This is a genomic window from Rhizobium sp. SJZ105 (assembly GCF_007828365.1).
Taxonomy (GTDB): Bacteria; Pseudomonadota; Alphaproteobacteria; order Rhizobiales; family Rhizobiaceae; genus Agrobacterium; species Agrobacterium tumefaciens.
Map to the genome: position 1 here is coordinate 105,035 of NZ_VIUP01000009.1, position 19,932 is coordinate 124,966.

Sequence of the window (19,932 nt, forward strand, 5' to 3'; positions counted from 1 at the left end):
TCGGCGCGCACCCGAATGCGGATCAGGCGGCAAGGCCAACCGGAGTCCCGATAAAGTCCACGAAGCCCGGAAGCGCTTCGATACGACGAAGCAGCCTGTTGACCGCAGGATAAGTGGAGAGATCCACGTTGCCTTCAGGGGCGCGGGCCACGTAGCTGTAGATTGCGACGTCAGCGATCGTCGGGCGTTCGCCAACCAGCCATTCTCGGTCGGAAAGCTGAGTTTCGAGTTTTCCAAGGACCGCATGGGCGCGACCAATGACTTCGTCCGGATTGAACTTGGCACCAAAGACGGTGACCAGGCGGGCCGCCGCCGGACCATAAGCGATCTCGCCGGCAGCTACCGACAGCCAGCGTTGGACCGCTGCGGCGCTCTTCAGGTCATCGGGCAGCCAGTCCGTGCGTCCGGCTTTCTTGGCAAGGTAGACCAGGATCGCGTTAGAATCCGATACGTATTCGCCGTCGTCGTCGAGAACCGGAACCTGGCCAAACGGGTTCATCTTGAGGAAATCGGGCGTCTTGTGCGCGCCGGACATGAGGTCCACCTCAACCAGCTCATGCGGCAGGTTGATCAGTGAAAGGAACAGACGGGCCCGATGCGAGTGGCCCGACAAAGGATGGTGATAGAGTTTCATTGTGCGCTCCTGCGAGTATCGTTCGGGTCAATTCCCGATCCGCACCTGCAGATTGCTATTATTACGTGGTGATGAGAACGATCGCGCTTCACACTTCATCATTACGCCAGGTGCAACAATGGCCGCCCAACAGGGTTCGCTCGACGGTATGTGGCATCAGGCCACGCAGCTAAAAAGTTGCGTGGCCTTTAAATGTCACGACAGTACGGCACGGGGTTCGAGAAAGGCCTCGAGCCCAAAGACGCCGAATTCCCGCCCGAAGCCGGATTGCTTGAATCCGCCGAATGGTACCATTGGGTCATGCGGCGCATCGTTGATGAACACGCGGCCTGCCTCGATCTGGTTTGCGACGCGTTTTGCCCGCGCGACGTCGGAAGAAAAGACGTGCGCCTGCAGGCCGTAATCGGTGTCGTTCGCGATCGTGATGGCGTCTTCCTCGTCGCGGTAGGAGATCAGCGATAGCACGGGGCCGAATATCTCCTCGCGCGCGATGCGCATGTCGTTGCGGACGCCGGTAAAGATGGTGGGCTTGACGAACCAGCCGCGCTGCAGCCCTTCCGGACGACCTTCGCCGCCTGCCAGCAGTCTGGCGCCTTCCTCCTGTCCCAGGCGAATATAGCTTTGCACGCGATCCCACTGCTTCTGGCTGACCATCGGACCAACCTGAACCTGTTCGTCGGCCGGTTCTCCCGACCTGAAGTCTTTGATGGTGTGGCTTAGCCGTTCCTCGATTTCACCGAACCTGCTTTCTGGAGCAAGAATGCGGGTTCCGGCAATGCAGGCCTGACCGCTGTTGCGGAACCCTGCCACCAGCACCTGCGGGATGGCGACCTCAAGATCGGCATCGTCCAGAATGATGCTGGGGCTTTTGCCGCCAAGTTCCATTGTGACGCGCTTCATAGTGGCCGCGGCCGCCTGAACAATGCCGCGACCTGTGGCAGTGGAACCGGTGAAGGTGATCTTGGACACGTCGCGGTGAGCCGTCAGTGCCGCACCAACGACGCCTCCATACCCGGTGACGATATTGAAAATGCCATCGGGAAGACCGGCCGCGTGCAGACATTCAGTGATCACCTGCGTCTGCAGGGCGCTCATCTCCGAAGGTTTGATCACCATCGTTGCTCCGGCTGCAATGGCGGCGGAGAGCTTGCCGCAGATAAAACTGTAATTGCTGTTCCAGGGCGTGATCGCCACGGCAACACCCGACGGTCGCATCTCGACATCGGCGCTGCCCATGCGGCGTTGGAACTCGTAGTCCTTCAGCGTTCTTGCCATGTCGAGAAAGACGCTACCTGCGCGTGACGCTGAAAAGCCGATGAAGCCCGATGGCGCACCGTATTCTTCACGCATGGCGGACGCCAGATCGTCGGTTCGGGCGGACACCGCGGCATGCAGCCGGTTCAGCATGTCGATCCGCTCTTTTCTGGTCGTATTCGAAAAGGCTGGGAAAGCGCGTTTGGCGGCAGCAACTGCGCGGTCGGCGTCCCGCTCATCTGCGAGCCGCACGCTGCCGATCTGGTCCTCGGTTGCCGGATTGAAAAGCGGCGCCCATTGATCGCCGTGCGGCGTGACAAACGCCCCGTTGATATAGATCCGATCGATGATGTGCATGTTTCTTCTCCTGTGATGGCTTCACAGCAAAAATGGCATGCGGTAAGTGTTGCGTGTAGTAGGACAAAATCGGACAGCCTGATGAACTGGATTGCGCAATGAGGGCAAGCCTGATCGAGCTTGAAGCGGTTGCCGGCGTCGCGCGTCACGGTGGATTCCGGGCTGCCGCGCGCGAACTCGGTATGTCGTCATCGGCTTTGAGCCATGCGATCGCCGCACTTGAGGAGCGCCTTGCCGTCAGGCTTTTCAACCGCACCACGCGTAGCGTGTCCTTGTCTGCAGCCGGTGAGCAATTCCTATCTGAAATCGCACCTGCCCTGCAGACGCTCGAGAAGGCGATCGAAAATGTCGGTGAACATTCAGATCGGCCCTCCGGGAGACTCCGGCTGAATATGGCGCCGGGCGCGGCGCGCATTCTGCTGCAGCCGCTCATCCTCGAGTACAGCCGTCGATACCCGGATGTCGACATCGAGATCGTGACCGAAAATGCGCTCGTGGATGTGATCGGCAAAGGTTTCGATGCGGGCATTCGTCTCGCCGAGGCTATCTCGCCCGACATGGTGGCCGTACCGATCATTCCGAAAATGCGGTCTTTCGTCGTCGGCTCGCCGCGCTACTTCGACGGCCGTTCAAAGCTTGTCGTCCCAGCCGATCTCGCCCGGCACGTCTGTATCCAGATGCGCATGACAAGCGGGAGACTCTATCGCTGGGAGTTTGAGAAGCACGGGGAAACACACTTGATCGATGTCAGCGGCCATCTGACATTTGATGGGTCTGACCTTATTCTGGAGGCCGCTCTTGCCGGATTTGGGCTCGCCTATCTGGGTGAACATGCACTTGCGCCCCATATTGCCTCAGGCGATCTCATTCCTGTTTTGGAAGACTGGTCTCCCGAATATCCGGGACTTAGCCTTTATTTCTCGCAACGGCGACACATGCCAGCCAAACTGCGTGCCTTCATCGAGCTGATCCGAGAGCGTTCGACTGGCGACAATTGATAACGAGGATGCCTATCTTCGTCGTAAGCCTGGTCGTTGGTGCATATTTTGTCGATACCGGTCTTCTTGCAAACTTGCGAGAAGGCAGTCTGAACAGTCTTCGACGCGACAAGATTCGGCGTGGTGCGCCACTGGAGAGGCGCGATGTTTCCAGCGAGCTCTTTTTGGTATCGGCGCGCCGATCCCCCGGCCTCGGCATCCCCTGTATTGTAGGGCGAACAGAGACCGACTTCACGTTTTGAAATGAACGGTCACCGAAAATGAGTTCCCATTCCGTGCCAATGCGGTCATGTCTTTGCAAAACTTGTACGAGCCAGTGTTCGATGACAAACTTTAAAGAGTTGACAGCATGGAAAATCCGGTTGCATTGAATCGCCTTTCTGAAAACACGGTCTTCCGTAAAGGCGACGTTTTCGTACTCTTCGGCGAACTGTTCGGCCGCGGATACGCCACCGGCTTGCTCGACGAAGCGAGACGGGCTGGAATGGAGATTGTGGGAATCACCGTCGGGCGGCGTGACGAGAACAACACGCTGCGGCCGCTCGACGCCGATGAACTGTCTTCGGCGGAGGCCCAGCTGGGCGGCAGGATCATCAACATACCTCTTATGGCGGGTTTCGATCGCGATGCGCCCGCAGACGGGCCGACTCCCACCGATCTCCTGGCAAAAATGACACTTGAGAGCTGGGAGCACGACAAGCTCGACTGGGACTATGTCAGGCAATGCCGCGACATTGCCAATGCGCGTTTTACGGAATCGCTTTCGAAAGTCATGACCGTTCTCGATGGTATGATCGCCGATGGCCGCAATGTTTTCTTCGCCCACACAATGGCAGGCGGCATCCCGAAGGCGAAGGTGTTCCTGGTCATCGCCAATCGGATCTACAAGGGAACCGGAACCCGCCACATGTCCTCGCAGACCCTGCTCGACAGTGACATGGGAAAACTCATCCTGCAGAATTTTGACGACGTCTCCGCAAACACCTTTCGCCATCTCATCGATTTCAGTGCGGCGATCCGCGAGCGCGTTGAAGCTTCAGGCGGTCAAGTGCGATATACGGCCTATGGTTATCACGGATCGGCGGTCCTCATCGACGGAAGTTATCGTTGGCAGACCTACACCAATTACACCCAGGGTTACGCGAAGATGCGGCTCGAAGGCATTGCAGAGGAAGCCTGGGCTAAAGGGATCAAGGCAACAGTTTATAATTGCCCCGAAATCCGGACCAATTCGTCCGACGTGTTCACCGGTATCGAGCTGCCCCTGATACCGCTGCTGCTTGCGTTGAAGAAAGAAAACGGCGGCCAATGGGCAGATGACCAGTGGCAGGCCTGCCAGCAGCTGCTGGTAGATGGCCTAACTATGGAAGACGTCTTCGGCAAGATCGCCGCCATGCAGGCCAGCGATGTCATGCGTCCGTTCTATGACTTTTTGGCATGGCCCATGGCAAACAGCCAGGCGCAGGCTGATCTCACCATCGGCACGTCCAACGAAATCACCCAGATGCATCGGGATAGCAAGATGATGATCAGCGATCTGTTGAGCAGTCTCGTTGTGACGGCAACAGGGCAGCTAATCTTCGGTGAATCTTCCGAACCCTCCGGTCCAGTTCTGTGGCTCAACCATGACATTGTGGCTCGGCGACTTAATGCTTCCCACCCGCATTCAAAGTCTTCCGCGCCGCTTATCGCGCCGGGAATGGGATCCGCGCAGCCTGAGATGGCGTGAAGGCTTCCCAGCCTGGCCTGGAGACCGGGTGCTTTAGCCATGAACGATCCAGAACCACATGGGTGGACTGGTCCCTGGTGGTAAGAAACAACTACCCCGATGCCGAGCTTTATGTTGATCGTCTCTCCCGGGCCTTGGTCGGATCGTCGCTGATCGCGGCGAGATGCGTTGGCAGGTTGCAGGCTAGGGCTGGCAGGACTAACGTCTACGCCAGATCTGAAGGATATAGCATCGCAAAAAAATCGGGCTTGCTATAAGACAACTCAGGCTCACACCGGGAGACAGCGGTGCGAGCCTGCGTTAACAGGGGATTGAGACATGCCATATCATTTCCTTGAAGTCGCCGTGACGCCAAGCGTCAGAGCCGCTCAGTCTGCCATGGGCGTGGACCAGATCTGGTTGGGTAATGATAGCCGTCCCTCCGATACCCTCACAGAAGACGAGATCGCTTTCATCGCCGCACGTGACAGCTTCTATATGGCATCGGTCTCTGAAACGGGCTGGCCCTACGTTCAACATCGTGGAGGCAATGCCGGTTTTCTCAAAGTCGTTGATCAACGAACTCTGGCCTTTGCCGATTATCGCGGCAACCGACAGTACATCAGCACCGGCAATCTGGCTGCCAACGACAGGGCCTGTCTTTTTCTGATGGATTACGCGCGAAGAGCGAGGCTCAAAATCTATGTCCATGTAGATCGGCTGACACTTGATGCCGACCCGACGCTCAACGATCTGGTATCCGACCCCACATATAAAGGCCGTGCGGAGGGGATTTTCAGGCTTCGGCTTGAAGCGTACGACTGGAACTGTCCCCAGCATATTACTCCGCGCTACACCCAACAGCAGGTTGAACAGGCAGTCGCTCCTCTTCGTGAAAAACTGCTGCAATTAGAAACCGAAAACGCAGCCTTGCGAGCACAGTTGGGAGGACTTCAAACATGAATGAAGTTCTAAGACCACCATGTCCCCCGTTCAGCGCGGTGGAGAAAGTCCTGCTTGCCGTCTGTCAGGATATCTGGCAGGCGCGTTCTTGGCCGCTTCTTTGAGCGCGCGCAACACCTGCAGTGATCAGCCTCATGGGGTACTCACGGTCTACCGGAAATAATTGTCAGCTTTCGGGCGTCGAGTTTGCGGTGAGGCCGTGACAACGCTTCCCACCGCCTTGTGTCGATTGCGGTAATTGTGGAAGAACGGCCAAGAATGTTGGCCGAGCCGCTGCTTTGAGGTTTGTGCCAATGCGTATCGGAGCAAGCCATCAGGCAAGCACAAAAAGTGAGAGAAAATGTGCCGTTTTTCATTGATAGTGGCTGCGTGCTTGAGTATCAGCGGATGCGGACTAACCAAGGTACCTGATTTTGTGCATGATCGCGACGTGAGCAAGCTGGATGCAGTAGGTGTCAGCCTGGAAGCCGCAAGAGCGATGGCGACGCGAAACGGCTTCCGATGCAACCAAAGCCTTGATCGAAACCGCACAGTCGTGACCAAAGACAACGTCCAACGCAAGACAGATATCCTTGAATGCCATAAAACCTCCTTTGACCTGGTCTGCCCGCAGCGAAGATACGTGGTTTTCAATGCCGATCCGCAGAGCGGCATAGTTTACAGCGTAGGCCGTCGTATAACCCAACATTCCTGTTTCTAAACCGATGAACTTAAAATGCTCCGGCGTTGAACCTGCCGACGAATGTTCTTTCACGGCAAAGATCACCGCTGCAACATTGACCCTGTCGATGAAATGTCAGGCCAAGTGCTGTGATCGCGCGTGATACCAAGAGTGTTGGCATAAGTGCTTAACGAAGCAGTCCGTCCACGTCGAACTCCTCCCAGCCGCCGAGCTTCGAGGCCGGATCATCGGGAGACGTCGTTGGTCGCTTCGCAACCTTCTTCTTGAGCGACCGCGTCAGCTTCGCCTGATATGCCGCGCGCCGCCTCTTTTCGGCTTTCGCCTCTGCATCCTCCACCCGCCATTCGTCGACAACGCCACGGTCGAGAAGGTCTTCGACCACCTTGGGGTCAAAGACATGGAACGTGATCTGACGGGCGCGGCCGTTCAGTCTGACCGTTCGCGTCCCCGCGCTCGGCAGGCGACCGTCGGCAAGCCAACGATGCCGCTCGCTCGTCTTGATAGTCAGGATGTCCTCGATTTCGCGCGGGATTACCGGCAGTGCAGCGGCCTCCGTCACCACTTTTGTGACGATGGTCGCTGCTGCATTGAACGCGGTCTTTTCACTGGCCGTCATCGCCAGGGTGAGGTCGACTCCTTCGAGCGAGATCAACTTTTTTGCATGAGCGGGCAGCCTTGCCTGTATTTCTTGAAGGACGCCTTTGGCGCGAACGGCCGACCCCATTGTCACGGTAGCCGGCAGGGTCCATGTTCTGATCAGTTCGATGTGATGTTTTTCATGCTTCGGCATGTCGCACAGATGGTGTTTGAGCGCGTTCAAGTCAAACAGCTAATTGATGGCACTAGTTCACTCGGCCAACTTGCTACGAGGCATGAAAGACAAGTCTGATGAACATCAGCCGATCTTTCTTCTCCCTTCGTATTGCTGAAATCTTCCATCAAGATACGCAGGAATGGTGTAGTAGCAGGGGCGTTCTGCCGGCTTTCTAGCCGGACTGCGGTGATGTTCGCCCTGGTGGGGCGAAAGATATCGCTGAGCTCTCTCTGCCGAGGCTTATTTGGGAGCCCTCGTTGTCGGTTTGTCTCAAGCCCAGGGTGAAGGCTGATCTGCAATAACTGAGTTGAAGTCGCCTATGGCAGCGTAGCGTGCGGCTCGCACCTTTCTGAATTTGCTGCTGTCCACCACCAGATGCTTTTGAACCGAGCGTTGCATAACCATCTGCTTGATCGGCACTTCATGAAAATGTGAGCAGGTGACGCCATGCTGTTCGTCCACGCCACCGGCAGACAAAAATGCCTTGTTGATATTGATGCGCTTCAGCACCTCGATACCCTCATCACCCGAAAACGAAGCCGCTTCCGAATGATAAACTCCCCCGAGCATGATCAGGCGGACATCGTTTCTGCTCGCCAGCTCCTCTGCAACATTGAGGGAATAGCAGATGACCGTGACATGGGCGTTTGCCGGAATTTGCCGCGCCAGATGCGGCATCGTCGTTCCGCAATCGATGAATATAGTGTCATATGGTTCGATTAGAGCTGCCGCCTGCGTGCAGGCGCGCGCCTTGGCAGTTGCATGGCTGTCCTTCTCCTGCTCGAGCACATAGTCGCTGCTGATGGCGCCATCCTGAACCGGAATGATGTAGCCGCCAAGGCAGCTAAGCCGCTGACCGTCGGCGGCAATGTCGCGGCGAATGGTAATTTCGGATACGCCAAGCCGGGACGCTGCGTCCCGCAGCCTCAGGACACCCGTTTCCTGAACCAGCCCGGCCAATGCGTCCAACCTGGCATTGTGTGCACTTATTCTGCTCACCTTATCTCCGCTTTCGGTTTGTTCCAGCGCTTCATATTTCGGTGTTAGTTTCCTTGCAATCGCCCTCTCTACGCTTGACAGAAGAACAACAAACATGAAACGATCGAAACATAATGATCGGATTGTATCATAATAGTTCGCATTATCGGGAGAGGAAGACAACAGGTTTCTGGGTCACATCGTGGTCCATCTACCGGGGCGTGGGAAGCCTTTTCCCGGAGAATGAGGAGGCGTCGGACGCGTGAGGAGCGGATACCGGCGTTAGGGATCGACCATTGTCGGGTGCTGCGACTGGAATGGGTCCGGCACAGTGCAGTTTCAAAGGGAGGAGTTATCCGTGAACAAGATTTTCGCAACCATCGCGCTTGCTGCCACGCTTTCGGCGTCGGCTGTCTTTGCGCAGAGCGCCGTCGATACATCGAAGGTCAACAAGGAATTGATAACCGCGGCGAGTGGCAAGAAATACACCATTGCGACCGTCGTGAAGGTGGATGGCATCGCGTGGTTTGACCGGATGCGCGATGGCGTCGAGCAGTTCAAGGGCGATACCGGAAACGATGTCTGGATGGTTGGCCCAAGTCAGGCCGATGCCGCCGCCCAGGTACAGATTGTTGAAAATCTCATCGCGCAGGGCGTTGACGCCATCGCCATCGTGCCGTTCTCGGTGGAAGCGGTGGAACCGGTGCTCAAGAAAGCCCGCGATCGCGGCATTGTCGTTATCAGCCATGAGGCTTCCAATATCCAGAACGTCGATTTCGACATCGAAGCCTTCGACAACAAGGCCTATGGCGCGAACCTGATGAAGGAGCTCGGCAAATCCATGGGCGGCAAGGGCAAATATGTCGCCACCGTTGGCAGTCTGACGTCCAAGTCGCAGATGGAATGGATCGATGGCGCCGTCGAGTACCAGAAGGCCAACTTCCCGGAAATGTCGCAGGCGACCGAGCGGCTGGAAACCTATGACGACGCCAATACCGACTATACCAAACTCAAGGAAGCGATGACCGCCTATCCTGATATCACCGGGATTCTCGGCGCGCCGATGCCGACATCGGCAGGCGCGGGTCGCCTGATCGCCGAAGGCGGTCTGTCGGGCAAGGTCTTCTTCTCGGGCACGGGCCTGGTTTCCGTTGCCGGCGAATACATCAAGAACGATAACATCCAGTACATTCAGTTCTGGGATCCGGCCGTTGCCGGTTATGCCATGAACATGTTGGCTGTCGCGGTTCTCGAGAAGAAGAACGAGCAGATCAAGGCCGGCCTGAATATGGGCCTGCCCGGTTACGAAAGCCTGCTGGTTCCTGACGCCTCCAAGCCACATCTGCTCTATGGCGCAGGTTGGGTCGGCGTGACCAAAGAAAACATGGACAAGTACGACTTCTGATCCGCACCACGGAGGGAGGGGCAACCCTCTCTCCTTACACCCCGTGTTTTCCAGCCTTGCACGAGGCCATTATGACTGAAAATCTGATCGAGCTGCGCCATATCGGCAAGCGGTTTGGCGGCGTGAAGGCGCTCGACGACGTGTCGCTGAGCATTCGCCCGGGAGAAATCCATTGCCTTGCCGGTGAAAACGGTTCCGGTAAATCCACCGTCATCAAAATCATGTCCGGGGTTTACACGCCCGAGGACGGCGAGATTCTGATCGACGGGAAGCCTGTTGGCAAACTCGATCCGGTAAAATCCGTTCACCACGGTATTCAGGTGATCTACCAGGATTTTTCGCTGTTCGGTAACCTGACGGTCGCCGAAAACCTGGCGATCAATACCTTCCTGATGGAAGGCCGCAAGACGGTCGACTGGCGACAGGTTCGTCAGCTGGCTCAAAAGGCGTTGGACCGCCTCGGCGTGAGCATCGATCTTGATGCGGATGTCGAAAGCCTGCCCACGTCGGGCAAGCAGATCGTGGCGATCGCCCGCGCTCTCATGGCCGATGCGCGCCTGATCATCATGGATGAGCCGACGACGGCGCTAACGCGCCACGAGGTCGATGCCCTGTTCAAGATCGTGCGCGATATTCAGGCGCAGGGCATTGCCGTTCTCTTTGTCAGCCACAAGATGCGCGAGATGCTCGAAATCAGCGAGCGCCTGACCGTTTTCCGCAACGGCAAGAAGGTTGCCGAAGGACCGATTGCCGAATTCGACGAGCCGGCAATCACACGCGCGATGACGGGGCAGGAACTGACCGCCCACAGCTACCAGTGGGCTCCTCGGGAGGGCGCCGACATGCCGGTGCTGGAAGTGCGCAATCTCTCGGTTCCGGGTTCGGTGGAAAATGCCGACCTGACGCTGAGGTCGGGCGAAATCGTCGGTATTTCGGGCTTGATCGGTTCGGGTCGTACCGAACTTGCACTGGCGCTGTTTGGCATGCGCCCTGACTTTACAGGTTCAGTGCGCCTTGCAGGCCGCGAGGTTCACCCGAGGACCGTTCAGGAAGGTATTGCCTGCGGTGTCGCTTATGTTCCGGAGGACCGCCTGACCGAGGGGCTATTCCTGACACAATCGATCGAGCGCAACATCATTGTCACGTCGATTGAGAAATTTGTCCGTGGTCTCTTCATCAATCGTAAAAAGGCCGACGAAACGACCCGCGATATGTTCTCGGCCATGCAGATCGTGGCGCCGGGACCGCACACGCCGGTCAACCATCTGTCCGGCGGCAACGCACAGCGCGTGGTTCTGGCCCGCTGGCTGCTGACGGGCGCCAAAGTGCTGATCCTGAACGGCCCGACCGTCGGTGTCGATGTTGGTTCCAAAGCACAGATTCATAACATCATCCGCAAACTGGCCGAAAAGGAAGGCCTGTCCGTGCTGATGATTTCCGACGATGTCCCGGAACTGGTGCAGAACTGCAATCGCGTGGTGGTTATGCACCGCGGCCGTTTCGTTGACGAATTGTCCGGAGAAGGCATGACCGAAGACGCCGTTAATGACCGGCTCAAGACGCTGAATTGAGGGGCCGCAAAACATGAAATTCTTCAGAAGCACAGAGTTTATTATAGCCGGCGTCTTGCTGGCGGCCATGGTCATTATTGGTACTATCAACCCGGCATTCTGGTCGCTGGACAACATTTTCGGGCTGCTGCGTTCCAATGTCGTGATCGGCATTATGGCGCTCGGCGTCCTGCTGGTGATGATTTCGGGCGGTATCGATGTTTCGTTCACGGCCTTCGCCATCGCAGCGATGTATCTGACTGTGCGCGCCATGGTCTATCTCGGTTATGACGGCGTGCTCGTTCCCTTCGTTGCGGCAACGCTGATTGGCCTGGCTCTTGGTGCGTTCAACGGTTTCATTATCCACCGTTTTAGGATGATCCCGCTGATAGTGACGCTTGGAACCGGATCGATCGTGCGCGGTCTGGTTCTCGGCCTCGTCGGCACCAGCATCGTCAACATCAACAAGATGCCAAAGGAACTGATCGGGTTCGGCAAAACCGACGTCATCTCGCTGACGTCGGCAACGGGATCGACTTTCGGCCTGACCGCGATGTTTGTGGTCTATATGGGTCTGGCATTGGTTATCCATCTCGTCCTCACCTACACCATGATCGGGCGCAGTGTTTATGCCTATGGCGGCTCGCCCGAAGCGGCCAAGCGCGTTGGCTTCAATACGGGCGCGACGATCTTCTTTGTCTATTGCGTTGCCGGTGCGCTGGCAGGTTTCTCAGGGCTGCTGCACTCATCGATGATCTGGCTTGCCAACCCGCGTGACTTTGTCGGTCTCGAACTCGACGTGATAGCGGCCGTGGTTCTGGGCGGGGCATCGATCTTTGGAGGACGCGGCACGGTTCTCGGCACCTTGATGGGCGTGTTCATGCTGGTGATGGTCAAAAACTCACTGATCATCATGAAGGTGGACACCACCTGGCAGCGCGTCGTTGTCGGCCTGATCATCATCGTCGCCACCGCCATCACCGCATGGCGCGATCGCAAAAGCATAGCGTAACGGGAGAGCGCATCATGAAAAATTCGTTCGATATGCGCCGGCTTCTCGGCAACGACAACAACATCCTTCAGCTACTTGTGATCACCGTCATCGTCTTCGCGCTGATGACCTGGATGAACCCCGGCAAGTTCCTGAATTATTACAACTTCGAGTCCATCAGCTATATCATGCCCGAACTGGGGATCCTCTCCATCGCCATGATGATCGCCATGCTGACCGGCGGCATCGATCTTTCCGTGGTGGGGATTGCCAATCTGGCGGGTATCATCGCCGGCGTCTATTTCCATTCCACCATGGTTCAGGCAGGGCAATCCTCTACGTCGGGCATGGTGTTCTACACCGGTCTTGGCATCCTGCTCGCCATGGCAGTCGGCTTGCTGGCCGGTTTGGTCAACGGCCTGCTGGTCGCTAAACTGCGCATTACGCCAATCCTTGCGACGCTTGGCACAGGCCAGGTCTTGATGGGACTGGCACTGGTGATGACCGGCGGGCCGGCAATCGTCGGTTTTCCCGATGCATGGAACTGGATCGGTAACGGTAAAATCTTCGGCATCGCGACTCCGTTCCTGCTGTTCGTCGCCGTGTGCATCATCGTGGCTATCCTGCTGACGCGCTCGACGCTTGGCATCAACCTGATGCTGATCGGGACCAATCCGCGGGCAGCGGTGTTTGCCGGTATCCGCAAAGATCGCATGATGCTGTATTCCTACATGCTGACCGGCGTTCTGGCGTCACTGGCGGGGATCATTCTGTCCGGCCGAACCAACGCAGCGAAATCCGACTACGGTGCCTCCTATCTGTTGCAGGCGGTGCTGATCGCGGTACTTGGCGGCACCAAACCCGCAGGCGGGAAGGGGCGGGTTCTTGGCATCGCCATCGCGCTGATCGCCCTCATGCTGCTTTCCTCCGGCTTCCAGATGATGCGGTTCTCCAACCACCTTATCGACTTCATCTGGGGGGCATTCCTCATTCTCGTCATCGCCATCAATGCGTGGCGCAACCCCGGCAGGTGATCTCATGCAGGCGACGGAATTTCATCTCCGCAGGCAGGACTTTACAGACGTCCCGCATCTTCTGGCGGCAACGGGCGGGTTGCAGATTACAGCCTTCCGGTATCCTACCGGCATCGAGGCGCTGCAGTTAGACAATCGCCACGGCCGGATCGTTATCTTGCCCTTCATGGGTCAGATGATCTGGAGCGTGGCGTTCAACGGCGTCGACCTGACCATGGGAAGCCGCTTTGCCATGCCACGACCGGCAGGTTCAATCGTCGAGACCTATGGGTGTTTTGCATTCCACAGTGGCATGCTGCGCAATGGTTGCCCGTCGCCGCAGGACAATCACCCCCTGCATGGTGAAATGCCCTGTGCCGCCATGGACAAGGCCGGTTTTGTCGTCGGCCACGACGCGCGCGGCGCCTATGTTCGGGTAACAGGCGAAGTTGAATATGTCATGGGCTTCGGCGCCAATTATCTCGCCCGCCCCAGCGTGACTTTGCACGCTGAAGACACGCTTTTTGACATGGTCATGGATATCCAGAACCTGTCATCAGCGCCCATGGACCTCATGTATATGTGCCATGTGAACTTTGCTTATGCCGAGGGTGCACGCATCGTTCAGCCCGTGCCGTATACGCCGGAGCAGGTGAAGGTGCGCACGGCCGTGCCCGGCCATGTGACGCCAAACCCCGATTATCTTTCCCTGCTGGAGACGCTGGCAAAGCAGCCTTCAGCCATGGAAGTGCTTAACGAGCCGCAACGTTACGACCCCGAACAGGTGTTTTACATTAACGGCCTGCCGACGGACGGCGAGGGGCTTACGCATCTGATGATGCAGCGGCGTGAGGGCGATGGCTTCGCCATCTCCTATCCGCTTGCCGCCTTCCCGAAGACGGTGCGCTGGATCCTGGTCAATGGGGATTCGCAAGTTGCCGCATTTGCCCTGCCGTCGACCTGCGAGCCGGAGGGCTATCTGGCGGAGAAGGCCAAGAACAACGTGCAGAGCCTGGCACCGGGCGAACGCAGGGCGTTTCCGGTACGGCTCGGCTATCTCGATTGCGCTGCCGCCGATCAGTTCGGCGCCAGGATCAGCGCCCTTTGAAACAGGATATCCAGGGAATTTCGGCATGAGCAAGAAAATCGGGGTCGTAGGCTCCAACATGGTCGACCTTATCACCTATGTGAACCGTATGCCCGGACCGGGCGAGACGCTCGAAGCTCCCGCCTTCGAAATGGGTTGCGGCGGCAAGGGCGCCAATCAGGCGGTGGCTGCGGCGCGTCTTGGCGCTGATGTCATGATGGTCACCCGGGTCGGTGACGATGTCTTCGGCGACAATACCATTCGCAATCTCGAGAGCTTCGGCGTGGATACGCGTCACGTGGTGAAGGTTGCCGGCAAGTCCAGTGGCGTCGCGCCGATTTTCGTCGAGCAGTCGGGCGAGAATTCGATCCTCATCGTCAAGGGCGCCAATGCCGATCTTCTGCCGGCAGAGGTCGACAAGGCGGCCGCCGATCTGAAACAGTGCGGTCTGATCCTCATGCAGATGGAAGTGCCGGTTGAGACAGTCTATCACACCATCGAACTTGCGGCCCAAAACGGTATCGAGACGATCCTCAATCCTGCGCCCGCCGCTGCCAATCTCGATCCGGAGCGTATTCGCCAGGTAACGTTCCTCGTTCCGAACGAGAGCGAGCTGGCATTACTGTCCGGCTTGCCGACCGAGACCGACGAAGCAATCATCACTGCCGCCCGTTCCCTGATCGCACGCGGTATCCGTACCGTCATCGTGACGCTGGGCGGACGTGGCGCGCGCGTAATTACGTCAGATGAGATCGTCAATATCGAGCCCGTCAAGGTAACGCCGAAAGACACCACCGGCGCTGGCGACGCCTTTATTGGCTCCTTTGCCCGCTTTTATGCCGAAACGGGAGAGGTCGTGTCCTCACTGAAGAAGGCATCTCTCTATGCGGCGCATTCCATCACCCGTCCCGGAACACAGAAGGCCTACGCCAGCATCGAAGAGTTCGAGGCATTCTGCCGCGAACATGACCATGCCGCAGCCTGACCAGAAGAATGGACAGAAAATGAGCGAAGCATTCCCCAGAAACAACGGCACGGCTCTCAAACCGGAATGGTTTGAAGATGTATCGGTCAATCGCAGTGCCTCTGAACGGCGGGCAGCAACAATCACCACCCGGCGCTCGGTCAAGAAGGAATATCAGGTTGCCTGGCAGATCAAGGCGATTACCTGCATCGATCTGACAACGCTGTCCGGCGACGACACGGCCGGTCGCGTACGCCGCCTGTGTGCGAAAGCGCGACGCCCGGTTCGGGACGACATTCTCGAGGCACTCGGTCTTGCGGACGCCGGTATCACAACCGGTGCCGTCTGCGTCTATCCGACCATGGTGCCCCATGCCGTCAAGGCACTGGAAGGCACGACTATTCCGGTCGCATCGGTGGCGACGGGCTTTCCCTCCGGCCTAACTCCGCTACCGCAGCGGCTGGCAGAAATCCGCTATGCCGTCGAGCAGGGCGCTAAGGAGATCGATATCGTTATTACTCGCGAGTTCGTTCTGACGCAGAACTGGACCGCACTTTATGATGAGATCGCCGCGATGCGTGAAGCCTGTGGCGACGCCCATATGAAGGCTATCCTGGCGACGGGTGATCTCAATACGCTGACCAATGTCTATCGCGCCTCGATGGTGGCGATGCAGGCGGGGTCGGACTTCATCAAGACCTCGACCGGCAAAGAGGAGGTCAACGCCACTCTGCCGGTCAGTCTCACCATGGTGCGCGCGCTGCGCGACTACGGCGAACTGACTGGCCAGATGGTCGGCTTCAAGCCTGCAGGCGGGTTGAAGACAGCGAAGGACGCGTTGTCATGGCTGACGCTGATGAAGGAGGAGCTGGGCAATCGCTGGTTGGAACCGGACCTGTTCCGCATCGGCGCCAGCTCGATGCTTGGCGATATCGAGCGGCAGCTCGAACATTTCGTAACCGGTCGCTATTCCAGCGCTCACCATCACGCTGCCGCATAAGGACTGAAAAATGCGACCCATCAAGGACATTTTGGAAACCATGGAATATGGACCTTCTCCCGAGGCCAATGGTGATGTGAAACAGTGGCTCGACGCGCATGGACGCTCGTTCGGACATTATATCAACGGCCGGTTCGTTTCTCTGGAGGGCCGCGAGACCATTTCCGTCTCAAACCCCGCAAACGGGGATAAGCTGGCGGAAATCATTCGCGGCAATGAGGAAGACGTCGATCAGGCGGTCAAGGCCGCCCGCACGGCCTTCGCAAAATGGTCGAAGCTGTCGGGTCACGAGCGCGCTCGTTACCTCTATGCCATTGCCCGACATGTACAGAAGCGCGAGCGCTTCCTGTCCGTTCTGGAAACGATGGATAACGGCAAGCCGGTTCGCGAAACACGCGATATCGACATCCCACTCGTCGCCCGCCATTTTTACCATCATGCCGGATGGGCCGAAATGGTGGAAGACGAGTTCCGTGGTTTCTCGCCGGTCGGTGTTTGCGGTCAGGTGATCCCGTGGAATTTCCCTCTGCTGATGTTGGCCTGGAAGATTGCGCCGGCGCTTGCTGCCGGCAATACCGTGGTACTTAAGCCTGCAGACCTGACACCGCTGACCGCTGTCGCCTTTGCGGAAATCTGCCACGAGGTCGGCCTTCCCGCCGGTGTCGTCAACATCGTGCAGGGCGATGGCTCGACAGGCGCTGCAGTCTGCGGCCATGACGGCATCGACAAGGTTGCCTTCACCGGCTCCACCAAGGTCGGTCGCGTTATTCGCGAGCAGATTGCCGGCTCCGGCAAAAAGCTGTCGCTGGAACTGGGTGGCAAGTCACCATTCATCGTTTTCGAGGATGCAGATCTCGATGCGGCGGTTGAAGGTGTTGTTGACGCGATCTGGTTCAATCAGGGCGAAGTCTGCTGCGCCGGTTCCCGCCTGCTGGTGCAGGAAGGTATTGCCGATAAATTTTATGCACGGCTGAAAAAGCGGTTGGAAACCCTGCGGGTCGGCGATCCGCTCGACAAGTCGACCGATGTCGGCGCGATTGTTTCGGCCACGCAGGTGAAACGCATCACGGATCTGGTACGCAAGGGCGTGGAAGAGGGCGGTGAACTTTGGCAGAGTTCCAACCCGTTGCCGGCCACCGGCAATTTCGTCGCTCCCGGCTTCTTCACCGAAGTCGATCAGGCATCGACGGTTTGCCAGGTGGAAATCTTTGGCCCGATCGCTGCGGCGACCACCTTCCGCACGCCGGATGAAGCCGTTTCGCTGGCCAACAATACCCGTTACGGCCTTGCCGCCTCCATCTGGTCGGAAAACATCAATGTCGCGCTTGATCTGGCCGCCCGCGTCAAGGCAGGTGTGGTCTGGATCAACTGCACCAACATGCTCGATGCCGGTGCAGGTTTTGGCGGCTACCGCGAAAGTGGCTTCGGTCGCGAAGGTGCGCGCGAGGGGCTTTACGAATATCTGGTGGCAGACTGGGAAAAGAGCCTGCCGGTCACAAAGCCCGCTGAAGCCTTCACGCCATCTGCATTGCCGAACGCTGACAGCAAGATGGCGATCGATGGCCTTGATCGAACCATGAAGAACTACATCGGCGGCAAACAAGCCCGCCCCGACGGTGGCTACAGTTATTCGGTGACCGGCAAGGGCAACACCGTGATTGGCATGGCCGGAATAGGCAGCCGCAAGGACATCCGCAATGCTGTGGAAGCAGCGTCCAAGGCAGGCAGCTGGAGTTCCGCAACCGCCCATAACCGTGCTCAAGTGCTCTATTATCTTGCAGAGAACCTTGATGCACGCCGTGACGAATTTGTCGCCCGCATCATCGATAGCACCGGTGTCAGCGAAAAGAAGGCGAAGGACGAAGTCGACGCATCTCTGCGCCGTATTTCCTATTATGCCGCCCAGGCAGACAAGTTCGATGGCGCCGTGCACTCCACCAAGTCACGTCACGTCACGCTTGCCATGAACGAGCCCTGGGGCATCGTCGGGATCATTTGCCCCGATGAGGCACCCCTCCTGTCGCTGGTGTCGCTGGTGCTGCCTGCAATCGCCATGGGTAATCGCGTCGTGGTGGTCCCGTCGTCTCGCCATCCATTGATTGCCGGTGATTTCTACCAGGTGCTGGACACGTCGGATATGCCCGGCGGGGTCATCAACATTGTGACCGGCGAAAGCGATCTGCTTGCAAAGACACTGGCCGAGCATGATGACGTTGCGGCTGTCTGGTATTTCGGCTCGACCGAGGGAAGCGCGATGGTCGAGCGGGCTTCTGCGGGCAACCTGAAGGCCACCTGGGTCAATAATGGCCGTCAGCCCGATTGGCTAAATCGCACCGAAGCGCAGGGTCGTGATTATCTGCGCAGGGCGATCCAGGTGAAGAACATTTGGGTGCCATACGGAGCCTGACCGGCATTGTGCACGGGCGACAACTGACAAAATGGCTTACGGAGGCCAACGGTCTCCGTAGGTTTTTTGAGTTTTACTAATTGCTGCAACCGCATCTTTGCCCTGTTGGTCAACCTGGGAACGTCATTGGCGCAACTTCTGGGTTTCGAGCGGAACGAGCAAGCTAATGAACGGTTTAAAACCGTCAATTTAGTAAAGATCGCTCACGGCCTTGGCGCCGATCTGGCGCCACAGCCAATCGCGGCTCGCTACGAAATCTCATTTGAAAGCGACGCCGACAAAAAATCGAACAAAAGGGACGCCCCGTTTTCTCCAATAGGCTAGCCGTTCAGGGCGAGTCCCGAGGTACAACAGGATGGCCTATTTCTTCTGATTGCCGGCAAAAGCGGCCGTCAAGCCAAGACCGATATACACGAAACCACTGACCCAGCGTTCAGCCTTCAGGTACGCGGGACTGCGCTTCAGCCACTTGCCGGCCGTGCCGGCGGCAAGTGCGTAAGAGCTGTCCGTCAGAACGCCAATCGCTGTGTAAACAAACCCGAGAAAAGCGATCTGCATAGCCACATGGCCACGGTTGACCTCAACGAACTGCGGCAAGAAAGCCAGAAAGAATAGTGCGGTCTTCGGATTGAGGAGATTAACGATAAAGCCTTCACGAAAGAGGCGCATGCGGCTCCGTGTCGGTAAATCGCCCTCGACGCCGGGAATATCCGAGGGGCCGAAAAGCTTTTTGAGGCCAAGCCAGATCAGATAGGCCGCGCCGGCATACTTTACGACGCTGAAGGCGAGCGCGGATGATGCCAGGAGCGCCGACAACCCGACAGCGGCAGCGGCGACATGCACAAGCGTGGCCGTATGGATGCCAAGGATTGAAACGAGCCCCGCAGAGCGACCCTGCTCGACCGAGCGCGCGAAGATGTAGAGAACTGCCGGTCCCGGCACGAGAAGCAGCACCAGTGTAGCGCTGACGAACAGGCTGAGATTTGTTGCGCTGGGAATTACCAAATCCATGATTGTCTTGCCCCGTTTTATATTGCACGAACGATAGCATTGGGCTTGCTCCAATGCCATATCGTCGTCTGCGGCTTGACACTTTTATGGTTTCACGTCGCGCCGATTCCTGGTTC

18 protein-coding genes are annotated in these 19,932 nt (G+C 57.6%); 12 read left to right on the forward strand and 6 right to left on the reverse strand.

Annotated elements, in window-relative coordinates:
* Positions 1–22: 22 nt before the first annotated feature.
* Together FB593_RS21730 and FB593_RS21735 are read right to left on the reverse strand one after the other, a co-directional pair.
* A complete protein-coding gene (locus FB593_RS21730; protein WP_003517029.1) occupies positions 23–634 on the reverse strand; it encodes a glutathione S-transferase family protein in 612 nt (203 codons plus the stop codon).
* Between the two features lie 195 nt (positions 635–829).
* Positions 830–2,245 (reverse strand): aldehyde dehydrogenase family protein, encoded by a 1,416-nt coding sequence (locus FB593_RS21735; RefSeq protein ID WP_003517028.1) that lies wholly within the window; start codon positions 2,243–2,245, stop codon positions 830–832.
* Positions 2,246–2,343: 98 nt separating this feature from the next.
* Here FB593_RS21735 and FB593_RS21740 point away from each other — a divergent pair, with 98 nt between their 5' ends.
* The 3 genes from FB593_RS21740 (at position 2,344) to FB593_RS21750 (ending at position 5,914) form a co-directional block, all read left to right on the forward strand.
* Entirely contained in the window at positions 2,344–3,243 is a 900-nt protein-coding gene (locus FB593_RS21740) for a LysR family transcriptional regulator (protein ID WP_003517025.1), read from the forward strand.
* A gap of 349 nt (positions 3,244–3,592) precedes the next feature.
* Positions 3,593–4,972 carry an enoyl ACP reductase FabMG family protein gene (locus FB593_RS21745; RefSeq protein WP_145166951.1) on the forward strand — a complete coding sequence of 460 codons (1,380 nt, stop codon included), beginning with the start codon at positions 3,593–3,595 and terminating at the stop codon, positions 4,970–4,972.
* A gap of 318 nt (positions 4,973–5,290) precedes the next feature.
* A complete protein-coding gene (locus tag FB593_RS21750) occupies positions 5,291–5,914 on the forward strand; it encodes a pyridoxamine 5'-phosphate oxidase family protein (RefSeq protein WP_003517021.1) in 624 nt (207 codons plus the stop codon).
* 394 nt (positions 5,915–6,308) lie between these two features.
* Here the strand turns inward: FB593_RS21750 and FB593_RS21755 are convergent, their stop codons facing one another.
* The 3 genes from FB593_RS21755 to FB593_RS21765 form a co-directional block, all read right to left on the reverse strand.
* Positions 6,309–6,668 carry a hypothetical protein gene (locus tag FB593_RS21755; protein ID WP_244420509.1) on the reverse strand — a complete coding sequence of 120 codons (360 nt, stop codon included), beginning with the start codon at positions 6,666–6,668 and terminating at the stop codon, positions 6,309–6,311.
* A 94-nt stretch (positions 6,669–6,762) separates the two neighbouring features.
* Positions 6,763–7,386 carry a hypothetical protein gene (locus FB593_RS21760; RefSeq protein ID WP_003517017.1) on the reverse strand — a complete coding sequence of 208 codons (624 nt, stop codon included), beginning with the start codon at positions 7,384–7,386 and terminating at the stop codon, positions 6,763–6,765.
* 294 nt (positions 7,387–7,680) lie between these two features.
* Positions 7,681–8,409, reverse strand: a complete 729-nt coding sequence (locus FB593_RS21765) for a DeoR/GlpR family DNA-binding transcription regulator (protein ID WP_111801408.1) — start codon at positions 8,407–8,409, stop codon at positions 7,681–7,683.
* 337 nt (positions 8,410–8,746) lie between these two features.
* On the opposite strand from FB593_RS21765, the gene FB593_RS21770 reads away from it, so the two are divergent.
* The 9 genes from FB593_RS21770 to FB593_RS21810 all read left to right on the forward strand — a co-directional run bounded on the left by FB593_RS21770 (position 8,747) and on the right by FB593_RS21810 (position 19,129).
* The gene (locus FB593_RS21770; protein ID WP_003517012.1) at positions 8,747–9,793 is read left to right on the forward strand and encodes an autoinducer 2 ABC transporter substrate-binding protein; all 1,047 of its coding nucleotides are present in this window, start codon (positions 8,747–8,749) and stop codon (positions 9,791–9,793) included.
* A 71-nt stretch (positions 9,794–9,864) separates the two neighbouring features.
* Positions 9,865–11,364, forward strand: a complete 1,500-nt coding sequence (locus FB593_RS21775; RefSeq protein WP_065662796.1) for a sugar ABC transporter ATP-binding protein — start codon at positions 9,865–9,867, stop codon at positions 11,362–11,364.
* Between the two features lie 13 nt (positions 11,365–11,377).
* On the forward strand, positions 11,378–12,355 hold the full coding sequence (locus FB593_RS21780) for an ABC transporter permease (protein ID WP_003517007.1): 978 nt from the start codon (positions 11,378–11,380) through the stop codon (positions 12,353–12,355).
* Between the two features lie 14 nt (positions 12,356–12,369).
* Complete coding sequence (locus tag FB593_RS21785) at positions 12,370–13,368, forward strand: ABC transporter permease (protein WP_145166952.1); 999 nt, start codon at positions 12,370–12,372, stop codon at positions 13,366–13,368.
* Between the two features lie 4 nt (positions 13,369–13,372).
* Complete coding sequence (locus tag FB593_RS21790; RefSeq protein WP_038497577.1) at positions 13,373–14,455, forward strand: aldose 1-epimerase family protein; 1,083 nt, start codon at positions 13,373–13,375, stop codon at positions 14,453–14,455.
* Between the two features lie 25 nt (positions 14,456–14,480).
* Positions 14,481–15,419, forward strand: a complete 939-nt coding sequence (gene rbsK, locus FB593_RS21795) for a ribokinase (RefSeq protein ID WP_003517003.1) — start codon at positions 14,481–14,483, stop codon at positions 15,417–15,419.
* 19 nt (positions 15,420–15,438) lie between these two features.
* Positions 15,439–16,398, forward strand: coding sequence for a deoxyribose-phosphate aldolase (gene deoC, locus FB593_RS21800; protein ID WP_145166953.1), 960 nt, complete (start codon positions 15,439–15,441; stop codon positions 16,396–16,398).
* A 10-nt stretch (positions 16,399–16,408) separates the two neighbouring features.
* A complete protein-coding gene (locus FB593_RS21805) occupies positions 16,409–18,805 on the forward strand; it encodes an aldehyde dehydrogenase family protein (RefSeq protein ID WP_186447950.1) in 2,397 nt (798 codons plus the stop codon).
* A 126-nt stretch (positions 18,806–18,931) separates the two neighbouring features.
* Positions 18,932–19,129, forward strand: coding sequence for a hypothetical protein (locus FB593_RS21810; RefSeq protein ID WP_145166954.1), 198 nt, complete (start codon positions 18,932–18,934; stop codon positions 19,127–19,129).
* 36 nt (positions 19,130–19,165) lie between these two features.
* Here FB593_RS21810 and FB593_RS21815 read toward each other — a convergent pair whose 3' ends face one another.
* On the reverse strand, positions 19,166–19,816 hold the full coding sequence (locus tag FB593_RS21815; RefSeq protein ID WP_038497287.1) for a LysE family translocator: 651 nt from the start codon (positions 19,814–19,816) through the stop codon (positions 19,166–19,168).
* Positions 19,817–19,932: the final 116 nt, after the last annotated feature.

Bases quoted from the DNA above. Each gene is read 5' to 3' on its own strand.
- FB593_RS21740 (WP_003517025.1), top strand. From the start codon at position 2,344: ATGAGGGCAAGCCTGATCGAGCTTGAAGCGGTTGCCGGCGTCGCGCGT.
- FB593_RS21815 (WP_038497287.1), bottom strand. From the start codon at position 19,816: ATGGATTTGGTAATTCCCAGCGCAACAAATCTCAGCCTGTTCGTCAGC.
- FB593_RS21730 (WP_003517029.1), bottom strand. From the start codon at position 634: ATGAAACTCTATCACCATCCTTTGTCGGGCCACTCGCATCGGGCCCGT.
- FB593_RS21745 (WP_145166951.1), top strand. From the start codon at position 3,593: ATGGAAAATCCGGTTGCATTGAATCGCCTTTCTGAAAACACGGTCTTC.
- FB593_RS21775 (WP_065662796.1), top strand. From the start codon at position 9,865: ATGACTGAAAATCTGATCGAGCTGCGCCATATCGGCAAGCGGTTTGGC.
- FB593_RS21805 (WP_186447950.1), top strand. From the start codon at position 16,409: ATGCGACCCATCAAGGACATTTTGGAAACCATGGAATATGGACCTTCT.
- FB593_RS21790 (WP_038497577.1), top strand. From the start codon at position 13,373: ATGCAGGCGACGGAATTTCATCTCCGCAGGCAGGACTTTACAGACGTC.
- FB593_RS21780 (WP_003517007.1), top strand. From the start codon at position 11,378: ATGAAATTCTTCAGAAGCACAGAGTTTATTATAGCCGGCGTCTTGCTG.
- FB593_RS21735 (WP_003517028.1), bottom strand. From the start codon at position 2,245: ATGCACATCATCGATCGGATCTATATCAACGGGGCGTTTGTCACGCCG.
- FB593_RS21760 (WP_003517017.1), bottom strand. From the start codon at position 7,386: ATGCCGAAGCATGAAAAACATCACATCGAACTGATCAGAACATGGACC.
- rbsK (WP_003517003.1), top strand. From the start codon at position 14,481: ATGAGCAAGAAAATCGGGGTCGTAGGCTCCAACATGGTCGACCTTATC.
- FB593_RS21785 (WP_145166952.1), top strand. From the start codon at position 12,370: ATGAAAAATTCGTTCGATATGCGCCGGCTTCTCGGCAACGACAACAAC.
- deoC (WP_145166953.1), top strand. From the start codon at position 15,439: ATGAGCGAAGCATTCCCCAGAAACAACGGCACGGCTCTCAAACCGGAA.
- FB593_RS21750 (WP_003517021.1), top strand. From the start codon at position 5,291: ATGCCATATCATTTCCTTGAAGTCGCCGTGACGCCAAGCGTCAGAGCC.